The sequence below is a fragment of the Halogeometricum borinquense DSM 11551 genome (genome assembly GCF_000172995.2).
In the GTDB taxonomy this organism is placed as follows: Archaea; Halobacteriota; Halobacteria; order Halobacteriales; family Haloferacaceae; genus Halogeometricum; species Halogeometricum borinquense.
This window is the reverse complement of record NC_014729.1, coordinates 1,339,076-1,353,162: the sequence shown is the minus strand read 5'-3', so window position 1 is coordinate 1,353,162 and position 14,087 is coordinate 1,339,076. Positions and strand designations below refer to the sequence as shown.

At 60.7% G+C, this 14,087-nt stretch carries 14 protein-coding genes; 7 read left to right on the top strand and 7 right to left on the bottom strand.

Annotated elements, in window-relative coordinates:
• Positions 1–41: 41 nt before the first annotated feature.
• Positions 42–1,451, bottom strand: coding sequence for a cryptochrome/photolyase family protein (locus HBOR_RS06935; protein WP_006054248.1), 1,410 nt, complete (start codon positions 1,449–1,451; stop codon positions 42–44).
• A gap of 411 nt (positions 1,452–1,862) precedes the next feature.
• On the opposite strand from HBOR_RS06935, the gene HBOR_RS06930 reads away from it, so the two are divergent.
• Positions 1,863–2,681: a hypothetical protein gene (locus HBOR_RS06930; protein WP_006054247.1), complete on the top strand. Its 819-nt coding sequence runs from the start codon at positions 1,863–1,865 to the stop codon at positions 2,679–2,681.
• A gap of 28 nt (positions 2,682–2,709) precedes the next feature.
• Here HBOR_RS06930 and HBOR_RS06925 read toward each other — a convergent pair whose 3' ends face one another.
• Positions 2,710–3,390: a 6-hydroxymethylpterin diphosphokinase MptE-like protein gene (locus HBOR_RS06925; protein WP_006054246.1), complete on the bottom strand. Its 681-nt coding sequence runs from the start codon at positions 3,388–3,390 to the stop codon at positions 2,710–2,712.
• 141 nt (positions 3,391–3,531) lie between these two features.
• Positions 3,532–4,698 carry a dihydropteroate synthase gene (gene folP, locus HBOR_RS06920; RefSeq protein WP_006054245.1) on the bottom strand — a complete coding sequence of 389 codons (1,167 nt, stop codon included), beginning with the start codon at positions 4,696–4,698 and terminating at the stop codon, positions 3,532–3,534.
• Positions 4,699–4,901: 203 nt separating this feature from the next.
• Here folP and HBOR_RS06915 point away from each other — a divergent pair, with 203 nt between their 5' ends.
• The 3 genes from HBOR_RS06915 (at position 4,902) to HBOR_RS06905 (ending at position 6,950) form a co-directional block, all read left to right on the top strand.
• On the top strand, positions 4,902–5,462 hold the full coding sequence (locus HBOR_RS06915; RefSeq protein WP_006054244.1) for a response regulator transcription factor: 561 nt from the start codon (positions 4,902–4,904) through the stop codon (positions 5,460–5,462).
• A 121-nt stretch (positions 5,463–5,583) separates the two neighbouring features.
• On the top strand, positions 5,584–6,201 hold the full coding sequence (locus tag HBOR_RS06910; protein WP_006054243.1) for a hypothetical protein: 618 nt from the start codon (positions 5,584–5,586) through the stop codon (positions 6,199–6,201).
• Complete coding sequence (locus HBOR_RS06905; RefSeq protein ID WP_006054242.1) at positions 6,201–6,950, top strand: RNA methyltransferase; 750 nt, start codon at positions 6,201–6,203, stop codon at positions 6,948–6,950. Before HBOR_RS06910 ends, HBOR_RS06905 begins: the two co-directional genes overlap by 1 nt.
• Here HBOR_RS06905 and HBOR_RS06900 read toward each other — a convergent pair.
• Entirely contained in the window at positions 6,947–7,408 is a 462-nt protein-coding gene (locus HBOR_RS06900) for a MaoC family dehydratase (RefSeq protein WP_006054241.1), read from the bottom strand. The genes HBOR_RS06905 and HBOR_RS06900 overlap by 4 nt on opposite strands.
• Positions 7,409–7,551: 143 nt before the next feature.
• Between HBOR_RS06900 and HBOR_RS06895 the strand changes: the two genes are divergently transcribed.
• The 3 genes from HBOR_RS06895 (at position 7,552) to HBOR_RS06885 (ending at position 10,015) form a co-directional block, all read left to right on the top strand.
• The gene (locus HBOR_RS06895; RefSeq protein ID WP_006054240.1) at positions 7,552–8,478 is read left to right on the top strand and encodes a M48 family metalloprotease; all 927 of its coding nucleotides are present in this window, start codon (positions 7,552–7,554) and stop codon (positions 8,476–8,478) included.
• Between the two features lie 66 nt (positions 8,479–8,544).
• The gene (locus HBOR_RS06890) at positions 8,545–9,657 is read left to right on the top strand and encodes a response regulator (RefSeq protein WP_006054239.1); all 1,113 of its coding nucleotides are present in this window, start codon (positions 8,545–8,547) and stop codon (positions 9,655–9,657) included.
• Complete coding sequence (locus tag HBOR_RS06885) at positions 9,638–10,015, top strand: hotdog family protein (protein WP_006054238.1); 378 nt, start codon at positions 9,638–9,640, stop codon at positions 10,013–10,015. The genes HBOR_RS06890 and HBOR_RS06885 overlap by 20 nt, the downstream gene beginning before the upstream one ends.
• Here HBOR_RS06885 and gatE read toward each other — a convergent pair.
• The 3 genes from gatE to HBOR_RS06875 form a co-directional block, all read right to left on the bottom strand.
• The gene (gene gatE / locus HBOR_RS06880; RefSeq protein WP_006054237.1) at positions 10,012–11,880 is read right to left on the bottom strand and encodes a Glu-tRNA(Gln) amidotransferase subunit GatE; all 1,869 of its coding nucleotides are present in this window, start codon (positions 11,878–11,880) and stop codon (positions 10,012–10,014) included. The genes HBOR_RS06885 and gatE overlap by 4 nt on opposite strands.
• A 220-nt stretch (positions 11,881–12,100) precedes the next feature.
• Positions 12,101–12,265, bottom strand: a complete 165-nt coding sequence (locus HBOR_RS19250) for an HVO_2901 family zinc finger protein (protein ID WP_239524266.1) — start codon at positions 12,263–12,265, stop codon at positions 12,101–12,103.
• 142 nt (positions 12,266–12,407) lie between these two features.
• Complete coding sequence (locus HBOR_RS06875) at positions 12,408–13,814, bottom strand: class II fumarate hydratase (RefSeq protein ID WP_006054235.1); 1,407 nt, start codon at positions 13,812–13,814, stop codon at positions 12,408–12,410.
• Positions 13,815–14,087 lie beyond the last annotated feature (273 nt).

Below are 14,087 nucleotides of genomic sequence, written 5' to 3'. Positions count from 1 at the left end.
ATTCTTTGCTCGCCTTGTACGAATGTCTGCGCGTCTCGCTGTCAGTTGTCTCCGTCGTCACCACGGGCCGCCTCGAACATCGAAATCGCTTGGTCTCGTCGTTTGCTATGCTCGACGATTGGGTCCGGGTACTCGGGCGCAACCGTCTCGCGTTCGGTCGGAGAGAGATTCGGCCAGTCGTGAATCTCGTCGGCGGTGGCGTCGCGGAGTTCGGGCACGTACTGCTGTATGTACGTCGCGTCCGGGTCGTAGCGTTCTCCCTGCGTCATCGGATTGAAAATGCGGAAGTAGGGCTGTGCATCCGTTCCGGTGGAGGCGGCCCACTGCCATCCACCGTTGTCGTTGGCGGTGTCGTGGTCGGCCAGATACGCACGGAAGTGCGCGTATCCCTCTCGCCAGTCGATGAGGAGGTCTTTCGTGAGGAACGAAGCGACGATCATCCGCATCCGGTTGTGCATGTACGCCTCTTCTCGGAGTTGCCGCATCCCGGCGTCAACGATTGGATACCCCGTTCGACCCTCCTTCCACGCTGTCAACGCCTCCTCGTCCTCACGCCACGCAATGTCGTTCTCGTACTCCTTGTAGTTCTGCGTGACCACATCGGGGTTGAAATAGAGGACGTGCGTGTAGAACTCACGCCACGCTAACTGCGATTGAAACTCTTCGACTGATTTTGCTTCGTCATCGCTGTCAGCGTTCTCGGCTGCTTCTTCTGTCGCGGCGTACACTTCGCGGATACCGATGGTTCCCCATTTGAGGTCCGCAGAGAGCCGCGACGTGGCGTTCCGTTCGGGGTAATCGCGGTCTGTGGCGTACCGGTAGATAGCGTCCTCGCAGAATGCGGCGAGACGCTCGCGGGCCGCCTCGGTGCCCGCCTCCTGTATCGTCGCATCGGGGTCCGAAAAGCCGAGTTCCTCGATAGTCGGGAGGTCCGCCCCCGACACGTCCGCGAGGGAGTCGGCTTCTGGAGGCGAGAACGGGTCGGCCTTGTTTCTGTTGCGCCACTTCTTCCAGAAGTACGTATAGACGGAGTAAGGGTCCCCAGCGTTGGTCGTTATCGACCCCGGTTCGTGATGAATGGCGTCGTGTACTGCGTCGTGGGCGACGCCCGCCTCGTCCAACGCCCGTCGCACCGCCTCATCTCGGGTGCGAGCGAGTCGCGAGTAGTCTTTGTTCCATACGACACCATCAGCGTCGTACTCCGCGGCGAGTCGAGGCAGTTCTTCGGTGGGGTCGCCACGGACGACCACGAGGTCGGAGTCGCGTTCGCGGTACGTCTCGCGTAACCGGGCGAGTGCGTCGAGCATAAAGCGGACGCGGGCGGCACCAGCATGTGCTAACACGTCGTCGTCGAAGACGAACACCGGGACGACATCGCCCGCATCGGCGGCCGTTACGAGGCCGTGGTTGTCCGATACCCGTAGGTCACGGCGGTGCCAGTGAAGGTGCATACGGGAGACACGGACGAGAGGTCCCTCAAGCTATCGGCGTGCCGTCGTCTGATGTGGTGTGCTATGGTGCCCTGTTGCGGCGACGAGCAAGGAGAGGGACAAGACGGAACACAATAGCGAGGCTGATACGTCTACCAAGTGTCATATTAGTTGACTGTTTTCCGATTCTCTCTCGTTTTCGAGAGCATTACCAGTCAGTATTCGGTAGTTGAATAATTACAGTCATTACCAATGTAGTAATTAACAAATGATAGGGAGGGCGAAAAAACGACTGACACGTCTGCAGTTGGTAGTAAGCGCCCCATACCTATCCCCCAACGCCGAGTGTATCTTATAGTGGCGAGAACGCTTGACCGCGTCGTGAGACGCACGGTGACTGTTTGCCTGTCAGTGCGTTCGACAGCACTCGCTATGCGCCGCCGCCGAGACCCCCGTGTCGTCGTTCTTGTCGTCGCGGCGTTCGCCGTTCTCTCGGGTGTCGTCGTCGGCATGGCCGCCCGGTGGCCCACGGCGGGGATTGTCGTTTCCTTCGTCCTCGTGAGTACCGGTGCTTTTGTCATTGCGGACAACCCGCCGATGCGAAACGCATTCCGGGAGTTCTGCCTACGGGCTCTCCGCAGCGTTTGCAGTCCACTGGTCACGGACCGAACGCCGCAACCCGAACCGTCCGACGCTGAATCCGCCGAGGCGCATCTCAAACGTGCGGGTCTCTTGGTTGAGTGCGATTCGGGTCCGGTGCCAAGCGTCGCACCGGCGTTCGAACGTGCGTGGAGACAACGTATCCTCTCGATGGGTGATCGAAGTCAAGACGAAGCCGTCCTTGCGGGCCTCCTTACGGTTCCACAGCGGTTGGTCGAACTGGAGTGGAATGCAGACGAGGAGGCGCTCGTCGCCACTGTCCACGGGACGCGAGCAGGCCAGTGGCCCTCCCGCGCCGCATTCGTCGCCGACGTGACCGCTATCGCGGAGTTCCGAGACCGATATCCCGAGTGGTGGACGCTCTCACCCACGGTTCGGGGACGTGCGCTTGCGACACTCAGACTGTGTCTGGATTGGTGTCCGACCTGCGACGGGACGATTCACGTCTCTCAGATTGACCGCGATTCTACCGGCACCGAGTCAGCTCTGTCAGCAACCTGCGAGGGATGTGCCGCTTGTCTGTTCGAAGCCGGACCCGACCCGGTTCAGTTCACCGACCCCCGGCGACCGGATGCAGACGCCGAGGCGTGATACGGGGACGACAACACTCTGTGAGTCGTTACGGCACCAACGGGTCTATCGACTCGCGCCGACCGTCGAGGATCGCAAAACGGTCATCGCGCCGTCGCTCAAGCAGGTAGAGGAGTCGTTCCGCCCACCGGAGTTTCCGCGCCTTCTCCGCATCGACGCTCGGGTCGTCAAACTCCCAGCCGACGAACTGGAGTTCGGCGGCACCGAACGCATCCGCGAGGAACGCCGCCCGGTCCCCGTCAGTGAATCCGCCGTAGTTAGCGACGTTTTCGACGGGTGCCGCCTGCGTTGTGGCGAGGACGTGAGCAGCGTCGAAGCGGGGCAGCCACTCACGTATCGCCGGAATGTTGTCACCGTGAGCGTGCGCCGCCACTGGCGTTCCGTTCTGCGTCCGACGCCGGGCGGTCTCCGGGTTCTTGTCTAAGTCCGTTACCATCAGGTCCACCTCGTACCCCGCGTTTCGAACGACGTCGGTCGCCGTCGAAGCGGTGAACACGACGTCAGCGTCGGCGACGGCGTCAACTTCTGACGGCAGTGACGGTGCGGCACCGACGACGGCGACCCGTTTTCCAGTACAGTCCACTCGGTCCGTGTCGAACGGGCGCGCGTACGCAGCCATCACGTCTCGTGCGCGTTCGTCACCCTCACGCGGGTAGCCGAGGTCGTCCAGAATCAGTTCGTAGACGGGTTCCCAGTCGAGAAACTCCATAGCTATCGCTCCTCGACTGTAGTACGGTGTGGACCGGAATGGCACCAAGTACCCCTACCCGCGTGCCCTTCCGGCTTCCACTGGCCGCGTTCACAGTCGTCCGGCATAAGTTTTCTCTTACTCTGACGTATTTCGATGTAGTCACAAAACCCCGTTCTCGACGGAATGGAGGGCTGTGGCGAGCGATTCGGATTCTCCCTCCGAGAACGCGACCGTCTCGCACAGGGCGCGTGCCGTCCCGAGAAGAAGGACACAATGGCTGTCAGCGCCGTCAGCCGTCGTTCCGCGGGCCACCGTTGCCCCCGCATCTCCTGCAGCAGCGGCGAGCGTCCGTACGTCCTCATCCGAGAGGCCGTCGAGTTCGAAGACGCGTACGACGGCTTCGGTTGCAATCGATGCCGGCGATTCGACACCGAGGCGGTCCAGATGGCGCTCTACCTCACGGGGCGTCGTCACGTCGAGTTCTTCGACGGTTACATCCCCGGATTTGCGGGTTCGATGCCGGGCGAACTCCTTTCCGATCAGCGCCGCATCGCGTGTTTCGGCCACGTCGTGCGTCCGGATGACGTGCGCACCGCGCTCGACGGCCATCGACGTGGCCGCCAGTGAGACGGGAAGCGCCTCCTCGGTGTCGCGTCCGGCCACCTCACGGAGGAAGTTCTTCCGGTTGATGGAGACGAGAATCGGTCGTCCGTATCCACGGAACTCGCGGAGACGGCGCAGCGTCTCGCGGTCGTGTTCGAGTGTTTTCGCTTCGGACCAGCCGCCAAACGCCGGGTCAACGATTGTTTTGTCGGTGAAACCGTTCTGCGCCAGTGCGTCGTAGATGTCGTCTACTTCCTCGATAGCGCCCGGCCGTTCGAGATCCGGCGGTGACGCCATCTTCGCCACGGCGGCGTCGTGGTCCGTACAGACTGTCGGCATCTCCGGGTCAGCGAATCCGCAGATGTCGTTTACCATGTCGAATCCACGCGAGAGCGCCTCGTCTGCGACTTCGTGGTACCGCGTTTCGATGGAGAACACGGCGTCTCCGGAGACGCTTTCGAGTACCTCGACGGCGGTATCGAGGCGGTCCAGTTCCTCTTCTGCGGAGAGGACCTCGAATCGCTTGTTTGCGGACTCTAACCCCACGTCAACGATGTCTGCTCCTTCGTCGATAAGCGCGGTATCGACGTACTTGGCGGCCTCACCGGCGTCGTTGAACACGCTCGGTTCGTACGGTGACTCCTTCGAGACGTTCAGTACACCCATAATTCTCGGCGGGTGGTCGTCTCCGATTTCGAGTCCGGCCGCATCGACGGTTCGCATGTGAGAAACGTAGGATGGGACAGGCATATGCGGTCCGGTCTCGGTCGGTGTCGCCGGCGGTCGGACACAGACCGGAAATTGTCAAGTAAAAGCGAATGTACTCCTCTGTAGACCTATTAGCATCGTTTATCCGTTCGTTTGGATGATGTATCACTCACAGACGACCGTCGTACGAGGACGCGACTGGTCGCTATCAACCACCCATGTCCGACGCTCCACAGACCGTCTTGACCGTCGACGACGAGCGTTCGCTCACTGAACTCTACGCCGCGTGGTTATCCGATGCGTACGAGGTCCGACAGGCGAACTCCGCGGCCGACGCACTCCGGACGGTCGCGTCCGGTCTCGACCCAGACGTTGTCCTTCTCGACCGGCAGATGCCGCAGATGACCGGCGACGACGTACTCACCGAACTGCGTGCGGAGGGCGTCGATTGTCCGGTGGTGATGGTGACGGCCGTAGACCCCGGGTTCGACATCGTCTCGATGCCGTTCGACGACTACCTCGTGAAACCAGTCACTAACGAGGAGGTACAGCGGACGGTTGCGGCGTCGTTAACCCGTGAAACGTACGACGAACAGGTACGACGATACTTCACGCTCGCACGCAAAAAAGCCGTGTTAGAGACCTCGTCAGCGGTCACCGACGTACGTTCGAATCCCACCTCCCAAGAGTTGCGACGCGAACTCGAACACGTCTCGCATACCGCCGACCGAACGCGAGACGAACTGCTCAGACGCGGGCGTCCGTTGGAGTGCAACTGACCTCGGACGGCGTTCCGTCGCCTCGTGCGGCGGTAAGTTCGATACCCTTTCGGACGCTGTTCGCCGTCCTGTGGCCGCGAAGTCACGCTCTTTTTATCCGCACACGCGTTAGTCTCCGAACATGGCGAAGGTCAGTATCGGGCTTCGCGGTTGGCGCTTCGAGGAGTCAGAAGTGTTCACCGACGAGGGGGAGTTTCGGCCCCTTGATGAAGTTCCGGACGACACCAGACGGCGACTCATCCGACTCACCTACCTCCAGGGCAAGCCGTGCGACGCCTGCTATCTGATTCACGGCGAGGCGGAGAAAAAGCGCTGTAATCAGGCCGAAATCGTCTACGGCGAACCGATGGAGGAGGTACTGCTCTGTTCGGACCACGAGGCCGACTTCCTTTACTGGTTCCGCGAGGGGGGCGGTTCCGAGTACCGCGGCGAAGAGACGTTCCGTGATGAGTTCCACGAGTGGTTCGCGGCGGACAATCGCGCTCCCGACGGCTACGGCGGTCTCGAACACGTCGATACCGGTCCCGATGAACTCCCCACACCGCCGGACCCGGCTGAACTCAACCGCCGCCTCAACGAGAACTACGAGGGCAAGCGAAAGCGTATCGACCTCAAAACCGGCGAGATAACGCACGATGAGTGGAGCGGCGACGAGGACGAGACCGAAGACGAGGACGAAGCCGATACGATGGATGACGTTGGCGACCTCGACCTCGGACAGGACTACCCGACGAAGTAATGCCGCGACACAGTAAGCCGGTCGTCGTCGTGGTCGAACCGGAGACGCCGGGTAACGTCGGCACAATCGCGCGAGCGATGAAGAATTTCGGGCTGACTGATCTCAAACTCGTGAACCCGCCGCCGCTGGAACCCGACGGCGAGGCGTACGGCTTCGCTGGCCATGCCCGCGAGGACGTGCTTCCGAACGCCGACGAAGTCACGTTCGACGAAGTGGTCGAAGAGTACCACACGGTCGCTACGACAGCGATCACCAACGAGGACAGCAGAAAGCACGTCCGCTTCCCGTACAAAACGCCCGTCGAGGTACGCGAGAGTCTGGAGACGGTAGAGACGAAGACGGCGCTGGTCTTCGGACGTGAGGGTCGCGGCCTCAACAACGACGAACTCGCACGTCTGGACGAAATCTGCTCGATTCCGGCCAGCGACGACTACCCCGTGTTGAATCTCGGACAGGCGGCGACAATCCTCATGTACGAACTACGGTCGCTCACCGTCGATGAGACGCAGTTGCCCGACGTAGAACGCGAGCGGGCGACCGAGTCGGAAATCGAGCGCTTCTACGACAACTTCGAAAACTTCCTCGAACACGCCGAACACCGCGACCACAAGCGTCCGAAGACGATGCGGATGATTCGTCGCCTCATCGGGCGAGCGCACCCGACCGACCGGGAGGTACATACGCTGACCGGCCTGTTCCGCCGTGCGACGAACCGATTCGACCGATACGAAGACGAGACGCGAGACTAGTTTCCGCAGTCGTCTCGTTCGTCGTCGCGCCGGGCGAACATCGTCAGCGCGATCATCGAACAGACCACCTCGGTATCGTTCAGTACCTCGATTCGTGTTTTCACGAGACCACGGTCCGGCCCTTCGGCCTCTGTCTCGACCACAGTGAGTCGGAGCGAGAGCGTGTCACCGGGGCGGACTGGCCGCCGCCAGCGCAACTCGTCTATCCCTTTCGCGCCGAGGGCGGCCGTCTCCGAGAGGAACTCGTCAACGAGCATCCGCATCATCATCGCCGTCGTGTGCCAGCCGCTTGCGATGAGCCCGCCGTATATCGATTCCTCGCGCGCACGTTCAGGGTCAGTATGGAACCACTGCGGGTCGTACTGCGATGCGAACTGCAGAATCTCCTCTTCGGTCACATCGTACGCACCGAACTCCTCGGTTTGTCCAGCCGAGAAGTCCTCGAAGAAGGTTGGCATACAACCCGACTCGGCGCGTTAAACAATGAGTCTGCGGGTCGCGGAGAGGTGTTCGACTACAACGGAGAGAATCATTTTGCCGCTGGGTCACCTTCGTGTAACCGATGACTGCTCGCGCTCACCGCGTCGGAACTCGTATCCTTATGGTCTTCGTGGGTGTCGCTGTCTTCGTCTTCTACGCGCTCCTTGCGTACGCGAGTTACCTCGCCCTCTCGATCCTGTGGCGACTACAGTTCGACCTCACGACAGCGGTCCTTTTCGTCCTCGGATTTACCCTCGTGTTCGGGTATCTCGGTCTCAGAGTGGGGACCGCGCGACTCCTCTCACAACTCGACGCGCAGGAACTTCCGCGGGAACGCGTCCCCGGCGCGTATCACGTGTTAGATGGACTCGCCGCCGAGATGGACCTCGATGAGCCGCCACGGCTGATGGTCGCCTCGCTTTCGACGCCAAACGCGTTCGCACTCGATACGATGGGACGCAATACTGTCGTGGTCGATACCGTCCTGTTTCGAATCCTCGACCGCGACGAGCTCGAGGGGCTGTTAGCGCACGAACTTGCACATCTCGAACGCAAAGATAGCCTCGTCCAGACGCTCGCGTTCAGCACGATTCAGACCGTTGTGAACCTCGCGTACGTCGTCGTCGCCCCGTTCGCCTTTTTGGTAACGGGACTTGCACTCTCTACGGCGTGGGTCCGCGGCGACCCGACGTCGTGGCCCGAAACGCTCCCCGGTCGCATTCGGCACCGACTCGAACAGGGGGCGTCGCTCGTGATGGGCGTCATGACGCTTCTGGCCCGTGCGCATTCGCGGAAACGGGAGTACGCCGCCGACGAGCGTGCGGCCGCGGTGACCGGGCGGCCACTCGCCCTCGCACGCGCACTCGAAAAGCTCGAACGGGCGTCGTCGGCCGAATTCGGTATTCTCTCGCCGCTGTGGATCCGCGGCGAAGTCGAGTCCGAGGAGGAGCGTCGCCTCCGAGACCTGCTCTCTACGCATCCGCGAACCGAAGACAGGGTGAAACGACTCCGAGACCACGCCGAATCGAACCGCGTCCGAATCTCCTGACGAACCGGGCAAATTCAGCTAGAATACGTTGTTTTTTGTACACATCATCCAGTAGAGACACACTGAATGACTGCCGATGGTGGGGAGACGGAGAGTGGGGTATCAGATCCGATACGCGTTCTCCACGTTGACGACGATGCCGCATTCGCCGAGTTGGTCGCTATCTATCTCGAACGCGAAAGCGACCGAATCACCGTCATCACGGCGACGTCCGTTTCTGATGCCCTCACTGAACTAGACAGCGGAATCGACTGTATCGTCGCCGACTACGAGATGCCCGACCGGAACGGGATCGAATTTCTCGAAGTCGTCACGGAGCGGTATCCGGACCTGCCGTTTATCCTGTTCACCGGAAGAGGGTCCGAAGAGATAGCGAGCGAAGCGATTTCTGCGGGTGTCACCGACTATCTCCAGAAATCGACCGGCACAGAGCAGTATACACTATTAGCGAACCGCATCTGCAACGCTGTCGAAGGATATCGCTCACAACGCGTGCTGGAAGAGCGAAAACGACGGTTGGAAACCCTCATCGACAACTTGCCGGGAATCGTATACCGTTGCCTGAACGAACCCGAGTGGCCGATGGAGTACGTCGAAGGCGATTGTGAGGAACTTACTGGTTACACATCGCAGGCGGTTGAATCCGGAGACCCGGTTTGGGGCGAGGAAATTCTTCATCCGGACGACAAAGAACGCGCGTGGGAGGTCGTTCAGTCGGCGCTCGACGATGACGGTACCTTCGAGTTGACCTACCGAATTGTCACCAAAGACGATCAGACGAAGTGGATGTGGGAACGCGGGCAGGCGATTTGCGAAGACGGCGAACTCGTCGCCTTGGAAGGATTCGTTACCGGAATCACCGACCGAAAGGAGCAACAGCGGGAAATCGAACGGAAGAGTCACAAACTGGACGAGTTTGCGAGCATCGTCTCACACGACATGCAAGACCCGTTGGCCGTCGCCCGCGAGCACGTCGAACTCGCCCGGACTGAGGACGACACCGACTATCTCGACACCGTCGAAGACGCGCACGAACGGCTGAAACGGCTCACCGAAACGCTGCTGACGCTTTCCCGCGACGGCGAGGTGCCGCCCGAGGCGGTGAACATGTCGCTTGCGGAGACAAGTTCTTGGTTCGTCGGTGAGAGACACGAAGACGATGCCACCAGAGGAAGGTGACACGCACGTTGTCGAGCGTTCGTTCACGCCCGCGGATGTCCGGCAGTTCGCCGACCTCTCCGGTGACGACCAACCGCAGTACACCGAACCCGACGAAGACGGTCGGTTGCTCGTTCACGGGTTGTTGACGGCGACGGTACCGACCGAAGTCGGCAGCGAACTCGGCATGCTCGCGCGGACGTTCACTTTCGAGGCCCACCGGCCGGTGTACACCAGCCAGACCGTCCGCTGTGCGTGCGTTGTAGAGGAAATCGAGGAGACAGAAGAGCAGTACAACCTCACAGTCGAAGTAACCTGTACCTGCGAGGGTGATGTGGTGATGACAGGCTCGGTCGCGGGAATCGTCGCGAAGCCTTAGGCGCGCTTTTGAATCTCTTCGCGGAGAACGGTGCTGACGATTTCGCCGTCAGCCTTCCCGCGGAGCGCACCCATCGCTTCTCCCATCAGTGCGGAGAACGCGGCCATGCCCTCTTCTTCGACCTGATCTGCGTTGCGTTCGACCACGCCCGAGACAGCGTCGCGGACCTCGTCTTCGGAGACGCCGGAGAGTCCAGCCTCTTCGACGGCTTCCTCAGCCGATAGCGACGGATTCTCGGCAATAGTCGAAAGCACGTCGTTGACGCCCTCCTTCGCCAAGTCACCGTCTTCGACGAGATGCATGAGTTCGAGAAGGTGGTCGTCGGAGACAGTTTCGACGGCTACGTCGTCGCGTCGCAGTTCGGTCAGCGTCGATTCCAGCAGTCCGGCGGCGAACGTCGCGTCGATTCCTTCGTCGATAGCCCGCTCGAAGAGAGGCATCTTCCGGCCGTAGGCCACCTGTTCTGCGAGACCAGCGCCGAGACCGAACTCGGATTGGTAGCGCTCGACCTTCTCGGTGAGGAGTTCGGGCGTCTCTACGTCGGAGGGGTCGAGTTCGACCGGCGGCACGTCCGTTTCGGGGTACATCCGCGCTGCCCCGGGGAGGGGGCGGAGATAGCGGGTGGTTCCGTCCTCGTTCGCGCCGCGCGTCTCCTCGGGCACGCCATCGAGTGCCGTCTCAGCGCGTTCTTTCACCGCATCGATGGCGAGTTCGGCCGTTTCGGGGTCGGTGGCGACGATGGCGACGGCGTCGTTCTCGTCGGCATCGACAGCATCGCGGAGTGCTGTGACCTCTGCTTCGGTGACGCCGTACGCGGGCAGTTCGTCGGTATGGAAGATGCCGCCCGCGCCGTGGCGCTTTGCGTGATCCGAGAACTCAGTGCCGAGACGTCGGTCCGGTTGAATCTCGCGGCCGACGAGACCGTCGAAACCGAACAGCGGGACGGCTTGGACGACGCCGCCAGAGGAGAGTGCGCCGCCGATGACGCCGCTGTCGGTGTCTTCGAACACGTCGGTCACGTCTTGTGTGTCGCCGACCGATGCGTCGCGTTCGGCGAGTTCGTCGCGGATATCCAGCAGTTTGACCTGCCGGCCAACCTCGTTGCGTACGATGTCGTCGATGGCGTCAAGCGCCTGTACACCTTTTATCTCCACGCGCGCGCCGTCGGCGATGGAGACGTTCACGTCTTGTCGGATGGTGCCGAGTCCGCGCTTGACCTTGCCGGTCGAACGGAGCAGCATCCCGATTCGCTCGGCCGCCTCGCGTGCCTGTTCGGGCGAGGAGATGTCGGGTCGCGTCCCGATTTCGACGAGGGGGATTCCCAGTCTGTCCAAGGAGAACCGGACGCCGTCGTCGGTCTCTTCGACCCGCTGGGCGGACTCCTCTTCGAGCATCAGGTCTTCGACACCGACGGGACCATCGCTCGTCTCTATCTCGCCGTCTTGGGCGACGAGCGTCGTCCGCTGGAAACCGGAGGTGTTCGATCCGTCGATGACGAGTTTGCGCATGAGGTGCGCTTGGTCCACCGCGTCCATGTCCAGCAAGGACGCAATCTGCATGACCACTTCGCGCGCCTCTTCGTCAAGTCGGTGCGGCGGTTCGTCGTCCTCTTCGACCAGACAGGTCGTGTCGTAGGAGAGATACTCGAACTCACGCTCGACGCGACTCTCTTCGAGGGCCGCCTCGTCGAGTTCGCCGAGTTCGCTCTTCGTCGGATGGAGAAAACGGGTGAACGTCCGTTCGGCGTCTTCGGGTTCTCGAATCTCCGTCGGACAACCGCAGAACAGTTTCGACTCGGTGTCGAGTTGCTGGTGAATCTCCAGCCCCGCGACGAGTCCGAGGTCCTCGTAGTCGTACGCACTCATTGATTGCCAGTGCGAGTCCGGAGAGTAAAAAAGAATCCATAAAGACGGTTGAGCCTGCATCTCGGTGACCGACCCGCCGGTCAGCCACCTCCTGTCGGAGGCTTGACCTGTCCTTGTCAGTCCGGCCTGCGCGAAACTGGCCGGCTGTGTGCGTTCTCGTCGGGATGTTCCCGGCGTTCGCTCCGTGTTTGTTCGAGGACCTGAACGCTCGGATCGCTACTTAGATGCGGCGCAAGCCCTGACCGATGCCGTTTGCTTCGTTACACTGGGGGCACTCGTAGTGCCAACCGTCGTTCGTTGCTTGGCCTTCGGGGAATGTGGCACCACAACTTCGGCATTCCAACATATCCCGCCCCTGTTCACGCTGGTACTGCAGGCTCGGCATAGTCAGAAGTTCTACGGATTCAAGCATGAAAATACCGGTTTTCTATCAGGGATGTGATTGATAGACACGAACGAACTGCCGTCTGCTGATTGCTAGCAGTAGTGTACTTGAATAAAGTATCAGAATGGTTTAGATTGTCGCTTCAGTCGTCGCCGAGGATTCCCCGGTGTGTCATCTTCTCGGGGTCGAGAACTTCGTCGGCCTCTTCTTCGGAGAGATAGCCCTTCTCGATGACGACTTCGCGGACGGTCTTGCCCTCTTTCAGTGCCGTCTTCGCTACTTCACTCGCTTTGTCGTAGCCGATAGTGGGATTCAGCGCCGTCGCCAGCGCCATCGAGCGTTCGACCTGTTCCTCGCAGACCTCCTCGTTCGCTTCGAGTTTGCGGACGAACTTCGTCCCGAAGGTTTCCGAAGCGTTCGAGATGAGTTGCGCCGATTCGAGGAAGTTGTGCGCGAGGACGGGCTTGTAGAGGTTGAGGTCGATCTGTCCCTCAGCGGCTCCGGCGGAAATGGCGGCGTCGTTACCGACGACCTGCTTGTGGACCTGATTGACGGCTTCAGCGACGACGGGATTGATTTTCCCGGGCATGATGGAACTGCCCGGTTGGTTTTCGGGTTGTTCGATCTCGCCGAGACCGTTTCGCGGACCGGAAGCGAGAAGCCGCAGATCGTTCGCAATCTTGTTCAGCGACCCTGCGACGGTCCGAAGTGCGCCGTGAGCCTCGCTCATCGCGTCGTGGGCGGCCTGCGCCTCGAAGTGGTTGTCCGCTTCACGGAACTCGACACCCGTCTCCGCCGTGATGTACTCTGCCGCTTTCTTGGGGAAGTCGGGATGGGTGTTCAGTCCGGTGCCGACGGCCGTCCCGCCGAGTGCGAGTTCGCTCAGATGTTCACGAACGCCGTCGAGGCGACCGAGACCTTTCTCTACCTGTGTCCGGTACCCGCCGAACTCTTGTCCGAGCGTGACCGGCGTCGCATCCTGAAGGTGAGTTCGCCCCGTCTTAACGACGCCCGCGAACTCCTCTTCTTTCGCTTCGAGCGCCTCGCGGAGCGTGTCGAGTGCGGGAAGGAGGTCCTTCTCGACAGCTTCGAGCGCCGAAACGTGCATTGCGGTCGGAATCACGTCGTTCGAGGACTGCCCGTAGTTCACGTGGTCGTTCGGGTGGACCACGCGGTCGCCGATTTCCTCGCCCATGAGTTCGGCGGCGCGGTTGGCGATGACCTCGTTGGCGTTCATGTTCGACGACGTGCCGGACCCCGTCTGGAACACGTCTACGGGGAACTGGTCGTCGTGTTCGCCGGCGATGACCTCGTCTGCGGCCTCGACGATGGCGTCCGCGATATTCTCCTCTACGAGTCCGAGGTCGCGGTTCGCTTGTGCGGCCCCCTTCTTCACGACGCCGAGCGCGCGGATGAACCGCCGACTGAACGTGATTCCCGAGATGGGGAAATTCTCTACGGCCCGTTGGGTCTGCGCACCCCAGTACGCGTCCGCGGGCACTTGCATCTCACCGAGACTGTCCCGTTCGGTTCGGAAGTCCTCGCTCATAGTTCGGCAGACGAAGGGTGTCTGCGTAAAACCCGTTGGTCCGCATCGCTGGACAACAGTTGAAAGATATCGTGAACTTCCTCAACACACATCACATTCTATGATTGTCATTTCATATTATATCACCAGAATATGGGAAAATTAATCGGATAAATAAGTGAATACTAAATGACAGAAAAATTATCAGTAGATGGTACTACCCATTGCTATCCTCGTATTCCAAACCATCATTTTTCTTTATTAACGTATTCACTCGATACCCAGTAAACAATC

Coding starts and splice junctions, on each gene's coding strand:
- HBOR_RS06910 (WP_006054243.1), top strand. CDS start 5,584: ATGGCGAAGGTCAGTATCGGGCTTCGCGGTTGGCGCTTCGAGGAGTCA.
- HBOR_RS06885 (WP_006054238.1), top strand. CDS start 9,638: ATGCCACCAGAGGAAGGTGACACGCACGTTGTCGAGCGTTCGTTCACG.
- HBOR_RS06900 (WP_006054241.1), bottom strand. CDS start 7,408: ATGCCAACCTTCTTCGAGGACTTCTCGGCTGGACAAACCGAGGAGTTC.
- HBOR_RS06930 (WP_006054247.1), top strand. CDS start 1,863: ATGCGCCGCCGCCGAGACCCCCGTGTCGTCGTTCTTGTCGTCGCGGCG.
- HBOR_RS19250 (WP_239524266.1), bottom strand. CDS start 12,265: ATGCCGAGCCTGCAGTACCAGCGTGAACAGGGGCGGGATATGTTGGAA.
- HBOR_RS06935 (WP_006054248.1), bottom strand. CDS start 1,451: ATGCACCTTCACTGGCACCGCCGTGACCTACGGGTATCGGACAACCAC.
- HBOR_RS06875 (WP_006054235.1), bottom strand. CDS start 13,814: ATGAGCGAGGACTTCCGAACCGAACGGGACAGTCTCGGTGAGATGCAA.
- HBOR_RS06895 (WP_006054240.1), top strand. CDS start 7,552: ATGGTCTTCGTGGGTGTCGCTGTCTTCGTCTTCTACGCGCTCCTTGCG.
- HBOR_RS06915 (WP_006054244.1), top strand. CDS start 4,902: ATGTCCGACGCTCCACAGACCGTCTTGACCGTCGACGACGAGCGTTCG.
- gatE (WP_006054237.1), bottom strand. CDS start 11,880: ATGAGTGCGTACGACTACGAGGACCTCGGACTCGTCGCGGGGCTGGAG.
- HBOR_RS06925 (WP_006054246.1), bottom strand. CDS start 3,390: ATGGAGTTTCTCGACTGGGAACCCGTCTACGAACTGATTCTGGACGAC.
- HBOR_RS06890 (WP_006054239.1), top strand. CDS start 8,545: ATGACTGCCGATGGTGGGGAGACGGAGAGTGGGGTATCAGATCCGATA.
- HBOR_RS06905 (WP_006054242.1), top strand. CDS start 6,201: ATGCCGCGACACAGTAAGCCGGTCGTCGTCGTGGTCGAACCGGAGACG.
- folP (WP_006054245.1), bottom strand. CDS start 4,698: ATGCGAACCGTCGATGCGGCCGGACTCGAAATCGGAGACGACCACCCG.